At 58.8% G+C, this 18,963-nt stretch carries 13 protein-coding genes; 5 read left to right on the top strand and 8 right to left on the bottom strand.

The features are described from left to right. Positions 1-231 precede the first annotated feature (231 nt). Positions 232-1,263 (top strand): quinone-dependent dihydroorotate dehydrogenase, encoded by a 1,032-nt coding sequence (locus JOE34_RS21150; RefSeq protein ID WP_017277871.1) that lies wholly within the window; start codon positions 232-234, stop codon positions 1,261-1,263. A gap of 141 nt (positions 1,264-1,404) precedes the next feature. Here the strand turns inward: JOE34_RS21150 and JOE34_RS21145 are convergent, their stop codons facing one another. Continuing rightward, positions 1,405-1,620: a ribosome modulation factor gene (locus tag JOE34_RS21145; protein WP_002553055.1), complete on the bottom strand. Its 216-nt coding sequence runs from the start codon at positions 1,618-1,620 to the stop codon at positions 1,405-1,407. Between the two features lie 588 nt (positions 1,621-2,208). On the opposite strand from JOE34_RS21145, the gene rlmKL reads away from it, so the two are divergent. The 3 genes from rlmKL to JOE34_RS21130 all read left to right on the top strand — a co-directional run bounded on the left by rlmKL (position 2,209) and on the right by JOE34_RS21130 (position 9,146). Next, entirely contained in the window at positions 2,209-4,461 is a 2,253-nt protein-coding gene (gene rlmKL / locus JOE34_RS21140; RefSeq protein WP_122336319.1) for a bifunctional 23S rRNA (guanine(2069)-N(7))-methyltransferase RlmK/23S rRNA (guanine(2445)-N(2))-methyltransferase RlmL, read from the top strand. A 514-nt stretch (positions 4,462-4,975) separates the two neighbouring features. Next, positions 4,976-6,595: a methyl-accepting chemotaxis protein gene (locus JOE34_RS21135; RefSeq protein WP_096113872.1), complete on the top strand. Its 1,620-nt coding sequence runs from the start codon at positions 4,976-4,978 to the stop codon at positions 6,593-6,595. Positions 6,596-6,761: 166 nt separating this feature from the next. Then, positions 6,762-9,146 (top strand): diguanylate cyclase, encoded by a 2,385-nt coding sequence (locus JOE34_RS21130; RefSeq protein WP_096113871.1) that lies wholly within the window; start codon positions 6,762-6,764, stop codon positions 9,144-9,146. Between the two features lie 58 nt (positions 9,147-9,204). On the opposite strand, the gene dacB is transcribed toward JOE34_RS21130, so the two are convergent. After that, complete coding sequence (gene dacB, locus JOE34_RS21125) at positions 9,205-10,671, bottom strand: D-alanyl-D-alanine carboxypeptidase/D-alanyl-D-alanine-endopeptidase (RefSeq protein ID WP_003346102.1); 1,467 nt, start codon at positions 10,669-10,671, stop codon at positions 9,205-9,207. 337 nt (positions 10,672-11,008) lie between these two features. On the opposite strand from dacB, the gene JOE34_RS21120 reads away from it, so the two are divergent. Next, positions 11,009-11,353: a 50S ribosome-binding protein YggL gene (locus JOE34_RS21120; RefSeq protein ID WP_003346101.1), complete on the top strand. Its 345-nt coding sequence runs from the start codon at positions 11,009-11,011 to the stop codon at positions 11,351-11,353. Positions 11,354-11,446: 93 nt separating this feature from the next. Here the strand turns inward: JOE34_RS21120 and JOE34_RS21115 are convergent, their stop codons facing one another. The 6 genes from JOE34_RS21115 to JOE34_RS21090 form a co-directional block, all read right to left on the bottom strand. After that, complete coding sequence (locus tag JOE34_RS21115; RefSeq protein WP_096113870.1) at positions 11,447-15,067, bottom strand: transporter substrate-binding domain-containing protein; 3,621 nt, start codon at positions 15,065-15,067, stop codon at positions 11,447-11,449. Between the two features lie 8 nt (positions 15,068-15,075). Beyond that, positions 15,076-15,702 (bottom strand): response regulator transcription factor, encoded by a 627-nt coding sequence (locus JOE34_RS21110; protein ID WP_003423744.1) that lies wholly within the window; start codon positions 15,700-15,702, stop codon positions 15,076-15,078. Between the two features lie 359 nt (positions 15,703-16,061). Continuing rightward, positions 16,062-16,454 (bottom strand): response regulator, encoded by a 393-nt coding sequence (locus JOE34_RS21105; protein WP_046719638.1) that lies wholly within the window; start codon positions 16,452-16,454, stop codon positions 16,062-16,064. Positions 16,455-16,703: 249 nt separating this feature from the next. After that, positions 16,704-18,035, bottom strand: coding sequence for a deoxyguanosinetriphosphate triphosphohydrolase (locus JOE34_RS21100; RefSeq protein WP_003392987.1), 1,332 nt, complete (start codon positions 18,033-18,035; stop codon positions 16,704-16,706). A gap of 179 nt (positions 18,036-18,214) precedes the next feature. Continuing rightward, entirely contained in the window at positions 18,215-18,571 is a 357-nt protein-coding gene (locus JOE34_RS21095; RefSeq protein ID WP_003346087.1) for a hypothetical protein, read from the bottom strand. Then, positions 18,568-18,960: a phage holin family protein gene (locus JOE34_RS21090; RefSeq protein ID WP_003392988.1), complete on the bottom strand. Its 393-nt coding sequence runs from the start codon at positions 18,958-18,960 to the stop codon at positions 18,568-18,570. Before JOE34_RS21090 ends, JOE34_RS21095 begins: the two co-directional genes overlap by 4 nt. Positions 18,961-18,963: the final 3 nt, after the last annotated feature.

Raw genomic sequence — 18,963 nt, 5'->3', positions numbered from 1 at the left:
TCCGTCCAGAAAAAAGGCGTCGTCCGACCCATTGCAATGCAAGTGTCGAAGCGACGCCGTTGTCCATGCACCGCTCCGCCGTTGGAGTGAGTGCCGATAGCGGTTTCAAGCAAGGCATATGCCATCGCCGGGGGAGGGCGAGCAACAAGTTTGTCGCGCGCCTCGCCTGACAGGCCCGCACACGTCTATAATCGCCACCCTGAATTCAGCTGCTCACGAGCCCATCCCGCCATGTATAACCTGGCCCGCCAGTTACTGTTCAAACTTTCCCCGGAAACCTCTCATGACCTGTCGCTGGACCTGATCGGTGCAGGCGGACGGCTGGGCCTCAATGGCCTGCTGAGCAAGTCCCCGGCGAAGTTGCCGGTCAGTGTGATGGGCCTTGAGTTTCCCAACCCCGTAGGGCTGGCAGCCGGCCTGGACAAGAATGGTGCGGCGATCGATGGCTTCGCGCAACTGGGCTTCGGTTTCGTCGAGATCGGCACAGTGACGCCACGTCCGCAGCCGGGCAATCCCAAGCCGCGTATTTTCCGCTTGCCCAACGCCGAGGCGATCATCAATCGCATGGGCTTCAACAATCTGGGCGTCGACAATCTGGTGTCCCGCGTCGAAGCGGCAAAGTATCGCGGCGTTCTGGGTATCAATATCGGCAAGAACTTCGACACGCCGGTCGAGCGCGCGGTCGACGATTACCTGATCTGTCTGGACAAGGTCTATGCCCATGCCAGCTACGTCACGGTCAACGTCAGTTCGCCCAACACGCCGGGGCTGCGCAGCCTGCAGTTCGGCGATTCGCTCAAGCAACTGCTCCAGGCCCTGAGCCTGCGTCAGCAGGAACTGACGCAACGGCATGGCAGGCGTGTGCCGCTGGCGATCAAGATTGCCCCGGACATGACCGACGAAGAAACCGTGCTGGTGGCCGCAGCCCTGATCGAGTCCGGTATGGACGCAGTCATTGCCACCAACACCACGCTGAGCCGCCAAGGCGTCGAAGGCCTTCCGCATGCTGATCAGGCAGGCGGTTTATCGGGCGCTCCGGTTCGGGAAAAAAGCACGCACATCGTCAAGGTTCTGGCCGGTGAGCTCGCGGGTCGTCTGCCGATCATCGCCGCCGGGGGGATCACCGAAGGCCGGCATGCCGCCGAGAAGATCGCTGCGGGTGCCAGTCTGGTGCAGCTCTATTCGGGGTTTATCTACAAGGGCCCTGCGCTGATTCGCGAGTCTGTGGATGCCATTGCGGCAATGCCTCGCGCCGCACGCTGAACCCGGGGTAAAAAAAGGGGCTCTGCAAGAGAGCCCCTGGGCGTTGGCCCGCCGCCCGGGTCGGGCGTGCATGGTGCAGGTGTGAATCAGTCAGTCATGTATGGCCCGACAGAGGCCTGAAAGTCTTTGATGTGAATCGCCTCATCCGACCGCGTGAAGTTCGTTGAGTCTGTGGATGCCCGCAGTGCCGGTCATACCGTCCCAGTTGTCGCCGCGTCCTTCGCGCCAGCCATTGATCCATGCCTGGCGTACTGACGGTAGAGTAAAAGGGCAAAGCTCACGGGATTTACCATGAACGCCGTATTGATAACCGCGTAAAAATGCTCTTTCCAACGGATCACGCTTAAGTCTTCTCATAGGGTAATGCCCTCGTCTGTTGACTGTAATATCCCTGAGACCCCGTGTTGAGGTCGGGCAGAATCTTCTGCCGTTGGGGCCCGCTGCCGGCGTCGCGGGCCTTGATGCCATCACCGTTGCGGCGATGACCTGAGACGATTTCTAACCAAAGCGCAGGGCGGTGTGAATGATCGTTTTGTCATAAGCACGTCACATTCAGGTCTGTCGAGCAATAAGCGCTGACCTGTTTCAACCACGATTTTTTCTGCAGCCCCGTGAACATGGGGGTTTGCGAGCTCATTGAGATCGCTTATCAGGCTCATATACTGGCTCAATGCCTTGGCTGCTTAAGCGACGAAGGGTCACAGCAAGGCTGCAAAAATGTGACTTTTCAAAAAAAGACTTTTGACTGCGCGCCTCTATTGCCGACATCGCCTTGCCTGATATCTGTTCTAATACGCGCCAAAACTGCCGCAATGACATGACAGGATCATGCGGTGGACCGGCACACATCACGTGCCACGCAGGCGTTCTCCATGAAAGACGCCTGTTCAAATCTGGCAGGGCAATGCGTTGCCCGCCGCAGACGGCTCAGGCCCTGGAATACACATGTCGGATCGCTACGAACTTTTCCTCACTTGCCCCAAAGGCCTCGAGGGCCTGCTTGCCGAGGAAGCCACTGCGCTGGGTCTGCAAGAGACCCGCGAGCACACTTCAGCCATTCGCGGCTCGGCTGACATGGAGACCGCTTACCGGCTGTGTCTCTGGTCGCGCCTGGCCAACCGCGTGTTGCTGGTGCTCAAGCGCTTCCCGATGAAGGATGCCGAAGACCTTTACCACGGCGTACTGGATGTCGAGTGGCAGGACCACCTCGAATCCGACGGCACCATTGCCGTGGAATTCAGTGGCCATGGTTCGGGCATCGACAACACCCATTTCGGTGCACTGAAGGTCAAGGATGCGATCGTCGACAAGCTGCGCACCCCGGATGGCGAGCGCCCTTCGGTCGATAAGATCAACCCCGATCTGCGCGTACACCTGCGTCTGGATCGCGGCGAAGCCATTCTGTCCCTCGATCTGTCCGGGCACAGCCTGCACCAGCGCGGTTACCGTCTGCAGCAGGGCGCTGCACCGCTGAAGGAAAACCTCGCCGCCGCCATCCTGATCCGCGCCGGCTGGCCGCGCATCGCTTCCGAGGGCGGCGCGCTGGCTGACCCTATGTGCGGTGTCGGTACGTTCCTGGTCGAGGCCGGTATGATCGCCGCCGACATCGCCCCGAACATCAAGCGTGAACGCTGGGGTTTCTCGGCCTGGCTGGGCCACGTCCCGGCGCTGTGGCGCAAGCTGCACGACGAAGCGCTGGCCCGCGCCGAGGCCGGGTTGGCCAAGACCCCGTCTTGGATTCGCGGTTACGAAGCCGATCCGCGGCTGATCCAGCCAGGACGCAACAACATCGAACGTGCCGGCCTGAGCGACTGGATCAAGGTCTATCAGGGCGAAGTCGCGACGTTCGAACCGCGTCCCGACCAGAACCAGAAAGGCCTGGTGATCTGCAACCCTCCGTACGGCGAGCGTCTGGGAGATGAAGCCAGCCTGTTGTATCTCTACCAGAACCTCGGTGAGCGCCTGCGTCAGGCCTGCCTTAACTGGGAGGCTGCGGTATTCACCGGCGCGCCTGATCTGGGCAAGCGCATGGGGATTCGCAGCCACAAACAGTATTCGTTCTGGAACGGCGCCTTGCCGTGCAAACTGCTGCTGATCAAGGTCACGCCTGACCAGTTCGTGACCGGCGAGCGACGCACCCCTGAGCAGCGTCAGATCGAACGCGAAAACCCTGTCGAGGTTGAAGTCGTTGAGCGAAAACTCAACAAGAACGGCAACCCGATCAAGCCAGAACCGGTGGTGGTCGAGCAGGCGCGCCTGAGCGAAGGCGGGCAGATGTTTGCCAATCGCCTGCAAAAGAACCTCAAGCTGATGGGCAAGTGGGTGCGTCGCGAAGGGATCGATTGCTACCGCGTGTATGACGCCGACATGCCTGAATACTCGCTGGCGATCGATCTGTATCACGACTGGGTGCATGTTCAGGAATACGCAGCACCCAAGTCCATCGATCCGGAAAAGGCCTCGGCGCGACTGTTCGATGCGCTGGCGGCCATTCCGCAAGCACTGAACATCGACAAGAACCGCGTGGTGATCAAGCGTCGCGAGCGTCAGAGCGGCACCAAGCAGTACGAGCGTCAAAGTGCCCAGGGCCAGTTTCTGGAAGTCAGCGAAGGCGGCGTCAAGTTGCTGGTCAATCTGACCGACTACCTGGACACCGGGCTGTTTCTCGACCACCGGCCGATGCGCATGCGTATCCAGCGCGAGGCGGCCGGCAAGCGCTTTCTGAACCTGTTTGCCTACACGGCGACGGCCAGTGTGCATGCTGCCAAGGGCGGTGCGCGCAGCACCACCAGCGTCGACCTGTCGCGGACCTATCTGGACTGGGCGCGTCGTAACCTGTCGCTGAACGGTTTCTCCGACAAGAATCGTCTGGAGCAGGGCGACGTGATGGCCTGGCTGCAGGCCAACCGCGACGAGTACGACCTGATCTTCATCGACCCGCCGACGTTCTCCAACTCCAAGCGCATGGAAGGCATTTTTGATGTCCAGCGTGATCAGGTCGAGCTGATCGATCTGGCCATGGCTCGTCTGGCACCGGGTGGCGTGTTGTACTTCTCCAACAACTTCCGCAAGTTTGTGCTCGATGAAAACCTGAGTCAGCGTTATGCGGTCGAAGATATTACCGCGCAGACCATCGATCAGGACTTCGCCCGTAATGGCAAGATCCACCGCGCCTGGAAAATCATGGCGCGTAGCTGATCCGGTACGCGATGAACGGATCGGTAACAGTCCGTTCGTTGCGTCTCGCGACACTTCTTGCACTCGTTTGCATGCCCTTGTGCTCAAGCGCGTTTAAACCTAAGGCAAACGCCTGATTTGTTGTTGCATATAAACGTCATGTGAATCAATAACTTGATGTGAAAAGCCTGAGTGTATGGACTTTGATGAAATTTATTTCACCAAGCCTGAAGCTTTTGCATTGCACGGCGTTGCGCGGTGTTATACTCGCGATATCAGATGGCTATATATTTTTCTTTATTCATATTTCGATCGTCATCCTACGGTTATACAGCGGCTGTCTTGTTGAATGTCTTGTCTGTTTTCGTTTCCTCGGAGTGCGCACTTTTATTCCCGATAATATTTCCTCGGGAAAGCGGTATAACGAATTTCAACTGTCGACCTCCTGAGTGAAGTCCCTGTTCAATCGGGCGACTGAAGGTATCGACCGTGTCTTGAGATTGTCCACGCCGTACCTACCTCCGAAGGTAACAAGATGAGAAACGTCAAGGTCGCTGTTCGTGCCGGGATGAGCTTTATGCTGATCACCTGCCTGCTCATCGCGCTGGGAGGGATCGCGCTATGGAAAATGGGCGAGTTACGGACCAGCATGGAATCGCTGGAAAAGGACGCGATGGCCAGCATCATACAGGCCAACAAAATAAGCAGCGCCACGCTGCGCCTGCGACTGGATGCCCGGCGGTTGATTGCGCAGACTGACCTGCAGGCTCAGACCGTTACCGTGACTCGGTTGAAAACTGCGCGAGAAGACATGCTCAAACAATCTGCTGCGTATGCGCCGATGGTAAACGCTGCCGATGAGGCAAGTCTCTATCAAACCGTTACTACTTCCGCCCAGAAGTTTGCGTCACTTCTGGATAGGGTGCTTGAGCTTGTTCAGAAAGGCGCTAACGCTGATGCAGTTACATTTACCGACACTAATATAGTGCCCGTCACCGGTGAGTTGCAGGCCGCCATCGACGCATTGGTTCAGATGAATATTGATCAGGCCGATCAACTGAGTGTGCGTGCAGAAGCCGCTTATGAAAGTGGTTTTATGTTCACAGTGGTTATTATTATAGTGTCATTGATCATTACCATATTTCTCGCGATTCTGTTGACGCGCAGTATTGTCACGCCTTTGAAATCATTGTTGTCGGTCAATGAGCGTATTGCCAGCGGTGATCTTCGTGGTGATATTCCGGTCACGGGCGACGACGAGTTTTCCGAACTGCAGCGCTCGACACTGGCCATGCAGAAGAACCTGCGACAAACCATTGGCCTGATCGGCAACTCGTCACAGCAGCTGGCTTCCGCTGCCGAAGAAATGAATTCCATCACCGTGCAGTCCAGCACCGGGTTGGGTCGTCAGAATCAGGAGATCGAGCAGGCCGCCACAGCGGTCAACGAAATGACCGCAGCGGTCGATGAGGTCGCGCGCAACGCAGCGGCTGCATCTGACGCAGCGAAAGAATCCAATGCCTCCACAGTGCGCGGCGCTGAGCGAGTGGCCAGTACCGTCACCGCGATCGAAAAACTGAGCGCCACGGTGCTTGCCACCAGTGCCGATGTGCAGCGTCTGGCCGGGCAATCCAACGACATCAGCAAAGTCCTTGCGGTGATTCGTACCATCGCCGAGCAAACCAACCTGCTTGCCCTCAATGCCGCTATCGAAGCCGCTCGTGCCGGCGAGCAGGGGCGCGGTTTTGCGGTGGTGGCGGATGAGGTCCGGGCACTGGCGCATCGCACCCAGCAGTCAACCCAGGAAATCGAGCAAATGATCGGCGCCGTTCTAGAGGGCTCCGAACAAGCTACCCGGTCGATGCAGGAAAGTTGCACGGGCGCGCAGGATACTCTTGGGGTTGCGCACGAGGCCGGCGTGGCGCTTGACGAGATTGCCCGGCGCATCGAAGAAATCAATGACATGAACACGCTGATCGCTACAGCTTCCGAAGAGCAGGCGCAGGTGGCTCGTTCGATTGACCATAACCTGATCAGTATTCGCGACCTTTCCGTGCAGAGTACCGAGGGTGCCAATCAGACTTCCCTTGCCAGTGGCGAACTGTCGAGACTGGCCATTGAAATGAACGGCGTCGTTACACGATTCAAGATGTAACTTGGGTGGCTGCCCGCAAGGCTAAGGCCCCGTCTTCAATCTTGCGGACAGACCAACGGATCATCCCGAAACAGTCATAAACCTATGAAAATTACTGGCGAATAGCTATAACAGAAGTCATAGCCAGCCTGACGCTTCCGTATGTTGGCGTCTTGAGTTTGTGTGTATGACAGTCAAGCGGTTCAAGCTCAGAATTCTGAGTTTCATCAATGGTCAGCTTTCAGCGTGGCTTATCGCCGTCCTGGCATTGCTGGTCGGCGCGGCACTGACGATCATGCTGGCGCTGGCCGACAATGAGTTGTATCAGCGCCAGTTGCGTCAGCGTTTCGACATCATTGCTGCGGAGCGTTTCAGTCGCCTGCAGGAGCGTCTGGACAGGCAGGTTACCCGGCTCGACACCCTGGCTCGCTTCTTTATCTACTCCCAGCAGGTCGAACCGTCCGAGTTCGACGGGTTCGTCGCGCCGTTGCTGATTGGGACACAGGCGTATGCCTGGAACCCGAAGGTGCTGCAGGCCGAGCGGGCGGCTTTTGAAAGGCAGTCGCGTGAGGACGGCTCGCCCGGATATGCCATACGCGAGATGGATGAAAACGGCGCCTTGAAAGTCGCTGCCGTGCGAAATGAGTATTTCCCGGTTCGATTCATCCAGACCCTCAGCAACATTCCGACGCCAGCGGGGTTCGATATTGCCTCGGAGCCGGTGCGCCGTGCCGCGCTGGAACGTGCGCGGTTGCTGAAACGAACCGTCGCAACGCCGCGTATCCGCCTGTTGTCTCTGGAGCCATCTGACACCTACGGCATTTTGCTGGTCGCGCCCGTGTTCTCGATTGGCCAACCGGTTGCACAATTGAGGGGCTACGTCACCGCAGTGATCAGCCTGACGCAATTGATGAACGTCGGCACGGCAGATCAAGACAACCTTGCCGTGACCATGCTGGACCTGAGTTCGCCGGAAACACCCGAGCAGGTCTACCAGTCGCCGCTCCCTGCGATAGGCAGTCCGCTGTACGCCAGCAGCCTGCTGAGCCTGGGCGACAGGGATTATCTGGTCGAGGTTCGCCCTACGCAGATTTTCAGCCTGAACAACCAGATCATGATGCCTGGCCGAGTGTTGTGGCTTGGAGGGCTTTTGAGCCTGATGCTCAGCGCCTTGCTCTACAGTCTGATCAGCCAGCGTCAGCGCGCCCTGCAACGGGTGGCGCAACGCACCCGCGAGCTGCGCCAGCGCGAGCAGCAATTGAGGGCTGCGCATGGGCAGTTGCGCAGTGTATTGGACGCGGCGACCGAAGTAGCGATCATCGCGACCGATCTTGACGGGCTGATCAAGACGTTCAATGTCGGTGCACAGAAAATGCTCGGCTATGCACAGGAGGATGTGCTGGGCAGGTTCCGCCTCATGGACTTTTACCAGTCAGCCGATCTGGAGGCCCGCGCGAGCCGCTTGAGCAAAAGCCGTGGGCAACCTATCAGCGCCTCGCAACTGATGTTTCTCGATGCCGTGCAGGACGGTAACCACCCTTCGCAGGAGTGGACCCTGCAGCGCAGCGATGGCAGCACGTTGGTGGTGAACATGCTGGTCACTGCGGTGCGTGACGATCAGGGGCTTTGGACCGGGTACCTGGCGGTGTGCATCGACGTCACCGAGCACAAGCGCGTCAATCAGGCCCTGGCCGAGAAGGGGCAATTGCTGAAAAAGCTTGGCTCGCAAGTGCCAGGCGGCATTTACCAGTACCACCTGGCCGTCGATGGCAGCGCACGTTTCAGGTACGCCAGCGCCGGCATGTGCGAACTGTTCGAGGTGGACGAAGAGCATCTGCTGGGCGATTCCGAAACTATCCTGCGACGCATACAGGCGGTGGACCTGGTGCGGGTCAGAAGCTCCATTCTGATCAGTGCCGAACACCTGACACCGTGGAGCGAAGAGTACCGCGTCGAGCTGCCACGCAAAGGGCTGCGCTGGTTACGCGCGGCGTCAACGCCTGAACGCCTGGCCGATGGCAGCGTGCTCTGGCACGGCTTTGTATCGGATATCACCGACCTCAAGCGCGTCGAGCAGGAGCTGCGTGCGCTGTCGGTCACCGATGTACTGACCGGTGCCTACAATAGGCGCTACTTTCAGGACCGGATGCAGGCCGAGCTGAAAAGAATCGACCGGCACGGCGGTAACCTGTCGATCATCATGCTCGATATCGATCACTTCAAACGCATCAATGACCGCTTTGGGCATGCCGCAGGTGATCAGGTGCTCAAGGCCATCTCGGAAAAGATCAGCCAGCGGCTGCGCAGCGACGATGTGTTCTGCCGTCTGGGTGGTGAAGAGTTCATGGTGATCTGCCCCGGAACGCGGGGTGCCCAGGCCTATCAACTGGCACTGAGCCTACGCGAGGAACTGCGCAAGCAGGTTATCGAAGGCGTCGATCAGGTGGTCACAGGCAGCTTCGGGATCGCCAGCTGGCGCGAGGGTGAGGGTATCGACGCGATGTTGCTGCGCGCCGACTCCGGAGTCTACGCCGCCAAACAGGCCGGTCGCGACCGGGTAGAGCCCGAGTAGGGCTGATGCAGAGAGGCCCGCTGCGCAAGCGGGCCTGCTGATTGTCGGTATCGATTGGTTATTGCTGGATCGAGACCGTGGTGTTGGTCAGCTTGGGCTGCCGATACAGATCGACTAGTACCTCGTCGAGTATCGAGGATGCGCCGAACGGACGCGGGTCGTTGAGGATCGCCACGACGGCCCAGGTGTTGCCGTTGCTGTCGCGGCTGAAGCCGGCAATCGCACGCACGGTATTCAGGGTGCCGGTCTTGATGTGCGCCTCGCCGAGCAGCGGAGTGCGCTTGAGTCGCTTGCGCATGGTGCCGTCGAGGCCGGCCAGCGGCATCGAGCTCATGAACTCGGCAGCGTAGGGGCTACGCCACGCCGCTTGCAGGATCACCGCCATTTCACGCGCGCTGACACGCTCGGCCCGCGACAGCCCGGAGCCATTCTCCATGACCAGGTGCGGCGCGGTGATGCCTTTCTTCGCCAGCCACTGACGGATGACACGCTGTGCGGCCTTGCCGTCGTCACCGTCAGCTTCGTTGCGGAACTCTTCGCCCAGGCTCAGGAACAGTTGCTGGGCCATGGTGTTGTTGCTGAATTTGTTGATGTCACGAATGACTTCCACCAGATCCGGAGAAAAGGCCTTGGCCAGCAGCTTGGCATTGCCGGGCAGCACGCCAACGCGGTCCTTGCCCTGAATGGTGCCGCCCAGTTCCTGCCAGATGGCCCGCACTGCACCAGCCGCATAGGTGGGGTGGTCCAGCAGTGACAGGTAGGTCTGTGAGTTGCAGCCATTGCCCAGCTGGCCGGTGACCGTTACGTTGACGCTGCCATCGGCCTGGGTGACCGGGTTGTAACGCACATCCCCGGTGCATTGCTTCGAGGCGCTTGCCTTGACCTGATTATCAATGCGGATGCTGGCAATCGGCGGCTCGACCGAGACCAGAATCCTGCCGTCATCATTGCGGGTCACGAAGCGCAGCGCCTTGAGGTTGACCATCAGCGCGTCGGGTTTGACCAGAAACGGCTTGTTGTCGTCATTGCCGTCATCGTTGAACACTGGCAATTGCGGTTGCACGAAATGACTGCGGTCCAGTACCAGGTCGCCGGTCACCTGCTGCACGCCATTGGCGCGCAGGTCACGCATCAGCAGCCAGAGCTTTTCCATATTCAGCTTGGGATCGCCGCCGCCCTTGAGGTACAGGTTGCCGCGCAGCACGCCATTGCTCAGGGTGCCGTCGGTGAAGAATTCGGTTTTCCACTGGTGGGTCGGGCCGAGCATTTCCAGGGCCGCGTAGGTGGTGATCAGCTTCATGGTGGAAGCCGGGTTGACCGAGACGTCGGCGTTGAACACGGTGGGCGTGCCGGGGCCATTGAGCGGCAACATCACCAGCGACAGTGCGTCATCGCCTAGTTTGCTGGCTTTCATGGCCTGTTGAACCTTGGGGGGCAGCGTGGTGTTGATGACGGCGGCGTAGGAGGGCAGAGCCAGGGGCAAAAGGAGTGACGCGAGCAACAATGGACGTAGCGACTTGATCATTGACTAAAACCCTACTGCAAAGAGGGAAACGAAAAAGAGGGCATGGATGAATTCCCTCGGTAACTATTGCAAATGTCGATTCAATTTCGATAACTATAATAGTGAATGCGCGGCGGGTTTTTTTGTAACACACAATGCCACGCATGAAACGAGCCGCATTATGCCCCAAGCGGGGCAGGCTTGTGACCGGGGGGCAAGCCGGTAAATGCTATTTTTTATTGAATCGGCATGCACGGCGGTCGCAAAGCCGGATATCCATCACACGCCGCAATTGTCGGGCTTTTAAGTCGCCAAGCTGGTAAAGTGCCGCCCGATATTTATTGATGAGGATTGTCCCATGGCCACTAACCGCTCCCGCCGTCTGCGCAAAAAACTGTGTGTGGACGAGTTCCAGGAATTGGGTTTTGAACTGAACCTGGACTTCAAGCAAGAGCTGGACGACAAGGCAATCGATGCTTTCCTTGACGCTTTCCTGAAAGAAGCAATGGAAGCCAACGGTCTTGGCTATGTGGGCGGCGACGACTTCGGTCTGGTTTGCCTGAGCAAGCGTGGCTCGGTCAGCGAAGAGCAGCGTGCTGCTGTCGAAGCCTGGCTCAAGGGCCGCAGCGAACTGACAGAAGTCACTGTCAGCCCGCTGATCGACGTCTGGTACCCGGAAAAGGAAATCAATCCGGCCGCCTGATGTAACGGGAAGCAGGCCAGCGCCTGCTTCCCTTGCTTGTTCCCCGCACGTCTCCCGTCTATAGCCCTTCGTTGTATCGTCTCCGGCGCTCGCTCAGTCAGGTTTTGCCTGTTGCAGCATCAGTGCGTCCTCAAGCTCGATCATGGCCAGTTCGACTGCCTGCTGGCAGGTGTAGAACTGTTCATCGGGTGTGTCCGGTTCGCAGGCCAGTTCGAGCGCATCACAGGCATCGACCACCCGTGAAGCCGTGATGATCCGTGCCGCGCCCTTGATCCTGTGCGCCAGGTCGCGGGTTTCCTGACGATTGTTTTCCGGCATCAGTCTGGCCAGCAACAGCCGGTCTTCGTGGTTACTGTGCAGCAGTTGCGCGAGCAGACGCTCAACCATTTCAGGACGGTCACCGGTCAGGTTGCTGACGCTGTCGAGGCTGAAGGGCAGGGCTCGTGTGGGCGCCAGCGGGGCGATGGCTGCCAGCCGTTCGCTGAGCATCGAGAGGCTGATGGGTTTGAACAGGCAGTCGTCCATGCCAGCCGTGCGGCAGCGCTCGATCTCGTCAGGCTGCGCGTTGGCCGTGAAGCCCCAGACAGGGCAGCGTTGGCGTTCGCAGGTGCGCTCATGTTCGCGGATCGCAGCGGTCATGTCGTAGCCGTTCATGATCGGCATATTGCAATCGGCGACGACCAGATCGAAGGCATCTGTTTTCCAGCGATCAAGCCCTTGTGCGCCGTTTTCGGCCATTTCGCAGTGATGGCCGAGAAAGCCGAGCTGCTGGCAAAGCAGCAGTCGATTGGCTGGATGATCGTCGACGATCAGGATCCTGAGGGCCTGATGAGCGACGGCTGCCGGCTGCGCAACGACGGGCTGCCCGGTCAGAGGCTCCAGTGTGGTCAGCACCAGATTCATGCTGATCCGAGTGCCGTGCCCCGGTGTGCTGTAGAGCGAGAGATTGCCGCCCATCATCATGCACAGGTTGCGGCAGATCACCAGCCCGAGTCCGGCGCCGGTACGCGCCATTTGTCCAGTGTTATCGGCCTGGGCGAACGGCTCGAACAAGCGTTGCTGGTCTTCGACACTGATGCCGATGCCGCTGTCCTGAACGGTGATGTGCAGATGCAGCAGTTGCGGGTTCGGGCTTTCGGCTGCTTGCAATACGACCTTGATTCTCCCCATCGGGGTGAACTTGATGGCGTTGCTGACCAGGTTGGACAGTATCTGTTTGAAGCGCAGCGGGTCGATCAGCACGTCGGCGCTGATCCTGCTGTCCAGTTCCAGCACCAGCTCGAGGTCCTTCTGCCGCGCCAGACCGTCGAATACCCTGAGCACCGACTCTACCAGCCGGCGCAGATTCGCCCGCTCGGGGTTGAGTGACAGCCGCCCGGATTCGATGCGGGCGATGTCGAGGATATCGCCGATCAGGTCGAGCAGGTCGTTGGCCGAGCTGTAGGCGACTTCGATGGCGGACCGATCCAGTTCGCCGTGATCGGCACGTTTGAGCGCCAGCTCCAGCATGCCGATCACCGCATTCATCGGGGTGCGGATTTCATGGCTCATGGTGGCAAGGAAGGTGCTTTTGGCTCGGCTGGCGGCGTCGGCCTGTTCCTTGGCAGCCTGCAGGTCTTCGATGAGCTGGCGACGCTCGCTGATGTCGATCCAGCCGCCAATGATGCCCTGTACTTCGCCCAGAGAATCACGAAACGGCAGGATCCAGTGGTAGATGGTCAGCTGTCGATCGCCAATGCGCAAAGGGCGGTCGAGGATCAGCGCGGTATTGCTGGCCATGACCCGCTGATAGTCGGCAGCGTATTCCCGGGCTTCGAAGGCGTTGCCCAGCACCCCTTCGGTAGCGCTCTTGCCGATGATGTCTTCCCGTTGCGCGGAGAACACCCTGAGGTAGCTGTCATTGCACATGCGCAACATACCTTCGCGATCCCGTACGTAGATGGGATGCGGCGTACCCTCGACCAGGGCGCGCATGAATTCGAACTGATCGCCCAGAGCCCGTTCCGCCGCTTCACGCTGACGTATCTGCCGGCGCATCCAGGCATTCCAGGCCAGCAGGCCCAGCAGCAACAGGCCTGCACCCACCACAATCTGATAGATCAGCCGTTCATAGTCATGCCAGTTGGCACGTGAGGGTGTGTAAACGCGCCAGCGGTTGTTGATCGCTGCCATGTCCTGCGGTGCGATGCTTGCCAGTGCCTTGTCGAGAATCGAGCTCAGCTCGATGGCATTGCGTGAGGTCGCCATGGAAATCAGCGCCGGATCCTCGCCGACGGTGGCGGTCATCTGCAAACGCTCCTCGAAGATCCCGGAAGACAGGAAATAGTCTGCGCTGAGCAGCGAGATGACCGCACCTTCCGCCCGGCCCAGTGACAACATGTCCAGCGCCTGGAACGGGTTGTCGATCTCCAGCGGCACGACCCTGGGGTATTTGCGGCTTAGCCAGTCGAGCACCGGGCTGCCCTGAGTGATCGCCAGACGCTTGCCGTCCATTTGCTCCAGATAGCTGGGGGCACCTTGGTCCTTGCGGGTGACCAGCACGAACGAATTGTCGATGTAGGGGCGAGTGAAGCTGAATCGGTCCTCACGCGCATCACTGGACACCAGCGCGCCGATCATGTCTGCCTGACCTTCGCCGACCTGATTGAGCATGTCGGTCAGGCTGGGCGAGCGTTTGACGTCGAACCTGAGCCCGGTACGCAGGCGCACCAGTTCGAGCAAGTCTGCGGTGATGCCGCGAAAGTTACCCTTGGCATCGAAGAATGTCAGCGGTGCATACGCTTCGTTGACGACCACGCGCACGGTCGGGTGCTGAGCGATCCAGCGCTCCTCGCGTTGCGTCAGTTGCAGCTTCTGGTCGGTGAGCATCAGGTCGCTGCCCGTGCTCCAGCGTCTGGAAATATTGATCCGTTCATCGACGGGGATGGCTTTCAGCGTCTGATTGATGATGCCCAGCAGTTGGGTGTTTTCGTTGCTGACCGCGAAGCTGAAACCGTTGGGCTCGTGCTTGCCGAAATTCGACATCTGCACGTTGTTCAGATAACCCTTGTTGATGATGTACTGGGTGGAAATCGTATCGCCCAGGAACACGTCCGCCTGATTGAAGGCGACTGCGTTGATGGCGTTCTGAAAAGAGGGATAGGTCTTCAGCGTTGCGCCGGGATAGGACGCTTCGACCTCGGCAGGCGGCAGGTAGTGATAGACCATGCTCAGCCGCATGCCTTTCAGGCCCTCGTTCAGGGGGCGGGTGTCTCCGACCCGAGTGACCAGAACGGGCTGGTCCACCGAGTAGGGCTGTGAAAGCCTGATATTGCGATCGACGGCTTCAAAACCGTTTGCGGTGCCCAGCAGATCGATCTGGCCTGCGGCAAGGGCCTTGATCGCTGCATTACGGGTTTCGAAACGCTGGACCCTGACGGGCAGGTCCAGCGCATCCGAAATGATCCCTGCGTAATCGGCAGTGATGCCTTCGTAATCGTTCCCTGAAATCGTGATATCGAAGGGCGGGTAATCGGGGCTCGATGTGCCGAGAATCAGTTCGCGTTGCCCGCGCACCCACTGCCACTGGTGACTGTCCAGCTTCACGTCCATGTGCGCCGGGCTCGAACGGCCGAGCAGGGTGTAGTGATCGGCCGCATGAATACCGGCCTCAGCACCCCAGCCCAGGCACAGGCTTGTGGCCAGTATTAATAATTGTCTGAAGCGCTTGGGCATCCGTTTTCTCACACTAGCGCGTTGCGTTTTGCCATCTCGATAAGTTCTACCAAGGTTCTGGTTTTCAGTTTTTGCATAAGCCGTGTTTTGTAAGTGCTGACGGTTTTGTTACTGAGAAACATGCCCTTGGCTATTTCCTTGTTGGAACGGCCTTGGGCAAATAACTGCAAGACCATCAGTTCGCGGTCATTGACCAACTTGAACAGCTCCAGCTCGTTGGTCTGGCCATCTTCACGAACTGCGCACGTCAACGCCTGACTGGGAAAGTAATTGTAGCCGGATAATACCGCTTTCACCGAACTGAGCAGTTCGCTAAGGTCTTCCTGCTTGCACACATAACCCGAGGCACCTGATTGCATGCAGCGAATGGCAAACAGGTTGGGGGTCTGCGACGTCAGCACCAGAATCTTGGAGGGCAGCCCCATCGTATTGAAGCGGGCCAGCACCTCGAGGCCGTCGAGCTTGGGGATGCTGATGTCGAGGATGATCAGGTCGGGCATGCATTCACGCACCATCTGCATGGCGTCGACACCGTTGTCGGTTTCGCCGACCACCTCATAATTTTCATTCTCCAGGAGCATTCTGACCGCCATCCGGATGACCGGATGATCGTCGATGATAAAAACTGAGTTCATATTCCATTCCATAACAAGCAGTGAAGAAAGCGCGCACCTTAGCTCAGATGTTCGGGCAGGCACATAAAGAGACTTGCTCGGCAGGCATATATAGGAAAAGTCCTACAAAAATTAGCGTATCGGAGTACGTAAAAGCCTACGTAGAACACAAGTGTGTTTAAACGTTAACGCTTATTTCAATGTGTATTTGACGAGTGATGCATCAAATTTTTATTACGTTCTGGAATCATCATTCATGTTGACTGCTGATTTCCTACGCGTCTGAACGTCGTATTTAATCGGTACGGTTTGTCGGTGTTAAGGTATGTATCTGTTTTTACCCTGCCTATCTGAAAGCGGATAAAGCCGGTTTACCGACGTCAGTCAATGAGGTGCCCCAGCAGGCGGCTGAGGTCGGGCCCGTGCAGGGGCTTGCTCAGGCAGCCGAGCAGGGGGAGATCGCGCTGCAGGGCGAGTTGCTGCAGGTTTTCAAGCTGTTTATCCGGCAAGCCGCTGAGCAGAATCGCCTGGCGCAGCAAGCCTTGTCGGGCTGCCTCGTCGATCAGGTCGAGGCCTGACATGTCCGGCAGGCACTGATCGCACAGCACAAGCCCGTACGGTTCGGCGCTGCGTTGCATGGCGGCCATGGCCTCGGCAGCCGTCAGCACGGGCGTCAGCAGGAAGTAGCCATGGTTGTTGAGCAGCACCTGAGTGGCGATCAATTGAAACGGGTGATCTTCCACCAGAAGGATGCGCAGGCTATGTGTGGACATGAGCGTTCCGGAAAGGCCCTGGCGAGGCGTTCAGGCGTCGGCAGGCGGCGTGCGGACCCGTGAGTATCGCAGGCGGATGGATGACGTGCCGGATGGCAGTTGAAGTGGCTGGAATTATTGAGGGATGCAAGAAAAGCTGCGATAGGACCCGTCTGACATGCATGTAGGGCCTGTCTGAGTTTTGCGGGGTGATCAGGTCTGACCAGCCTTTGCCTGTGTGCGTTCAGGCAGCGGGCTGGTCGATGGAGGCTATATTTGGCCGGAGCGGCCAGTCATTTCCCGGGCCATTTCACTGGCGTAGCTGTCGGTCATGCCCGCAATGAAGTCGATCATGCGCAGGAACGAGGCATGCAGCGGTGCCTTGGGATCGGGCGCGCTGTTACCCAGTAAATCGAGGATGCGTCGATGCTTGAACGATGGCGTCCTGCCGCCGAACTGTTCGACGGCCGCGCCGCAGAATGCGTTGAGGAGGATCTCCAGCGTGGTGTAGGCACCGATTTCATGCAGTGTCTTGCGCTTGTCCTGAAAGATTTTCTTGCGCGCCATGTCCTTGGCGTTGAGCACACAGCGTTTGGCCGGGCCGTGCATATGCTCGACCAGGTCGCCAGGCAGGGTGCCTGCCAGCAAGGCGTCCTGCTGCTCGACGAAGGCTCTGGCGGCCGCGTTGGTCAAGTGCTCGATGGCCTTGCCACGCAGGATTGCCAGTTTGCGCCGTCGTGAGTCGCCCGGGCCCAGTTGTCGGTAGGTTTCCGGAAGATCGTCGCCGACCAGCCCGAGCAAAAGCGATTCCACTTCTGCGTAGTTGAGCAGGTCCATCTCCAGACCGTCTTCCAGATCGATCAGGGCGTAACAGATGTCGTCGGCCGCCTCCATCAGATACACCAGCGGATGACGCGCCCAACGCTGGTCTTCGAGCTGCGGCAAACCCAGCTTGCCGGCGATCTGCTCAAGGATCGGCAGTTCGCTCTGATAGCAGCCGAACTTGTGCTTTTTGTAGCCCAGCGAGTCCGCGTGACGGGCGGTCCATGGGTATTTGAGGTATGTGCCCAATGTGGCGTAGGTCAGGCGGGTGCCGCCGTCGAACTGGTGGTATTCCAGCTGCGTCAGCACCCGAAATCCTTGGGCATTACCTTCGAAATTGAGAAAGTCATTACGCTCGGTATCGCTCATCGCGTCGAGCCAGCCACGCCCGGCGGCTTGATTGAACCAGTTGCGAATCGCATCTTCGCCCGAGTGACCGAACGGCGGATTGCCGATGTCGTGGGCCAGACAGGCCGATTGCACAACCATGCCCAGGTCGCTCGGATCGCACCATTCAGGCAGGGCAGAGCGCAGCGTTTCGCCGACACGCATCCCCAGCGAACGGCCGACACAACTGACTTCCAGCGAATGGGTCAGGCGCGTATGGATATGATCATTGCTGGACACCGGATGCACCTGGGTCTTGCGTCCCAAGCGGCGGAAGGCCCCGGAAAAGATGATCCGGTCATGGTCCTTGTGAAACGGACTGCGCCCCAGTTCCTCGGGGCTGTGCAGGGTCTTGCCCAGTCGTTCGCGGTTAAGCAGTGTTTGCCAATCCAATGCGTTCACTCCGTCAGTAATTGGGGCGTAGCTTCCCGCTTCGACACGCCTGCCGCAAGGGGCGCATTGATGAAAACAGGTCCCGTAGAAAAACAAATGCCTGCACCGGAATTCCGGAGCAGGCATTTATATTAAGGCCAGTACAGTCAGGCCAGGATCATGCGAGATGCACGGCGCGATCAGACTTTGCGATTGCGATTCTGCAGGGCGCGTGCTTGCATGGCGACCTTGACCACCGGCGTCAAGGTGATGCCCAGCTTTAACAGGCGGCCCAACAGGCTGGTACGTCCGGTCTTGGCACGTTTGCCGCTCAGGAAGCCCAGCAGGGCGACCGAGCCCACGCCCCAGAGCGGCGCGTGGCGAAAGCCCAGCGCGCTTTTCCAGTCATGGCGGATACCGCGAAAGCGTTGCAACGGCTGCATCAGTTGCGTCGATTCGTGGCGAATTTCCTGGCGGTGCATTTCCATGCGCAGGCGGATCAATGCCTTGCGCAGTTCTCGACGAGTATTGCTCTGGTGCGACTTGGGTTCACTCATGGCATCAATCGCTCACGGTCATTGGCCAGTTCTTCGAGGGTCGCATGGAAGGGCGAGGACTCGTCGAAGATCGCTGCCTTGAGGCGCAATCCACAGAAGATCGCGGCCAGCAGGTAAAACGTACACAGGCCAACGATGCCGGCCAGGCGATAGCTGTCCCACAGAACGATCAGCAGCAAGGCCGAGAGCCCGGTGAGCAGCAGCAGGCCGAAAACCAGTGCCAGACCGGCGAACAGCAGCAGGCTGACGGTTCGCGCTTTCTGTTCCTGCAATTCAATGCCGAACAGCTCGACGTGAGTGTGCAACAGGCCAAGGAAGGCAGCGCCCAGGCGCCGCGGTGAAGCGCCCGGAGTTCCTTCGGGCGGTGCTGATTCCGTTCCCAGAGTCATGAT

Origin of the sequence: Pseudomonas sp. PvP028 (genome assembly GCF_017832255.1) — a bacterium.
GTDB classification, from domain to species: Bacteria; Pseudomonadota; Gammaproteobacteria; order Pseudomonadales; family Pseudomonadaceae; genus Aquipseudomonas; species Aquipseudomonas syringae.
Note: the sequence above shows the minus strand (reverse complement) of the source record. Positions and strands in the feature narration are given on the sequence as shown.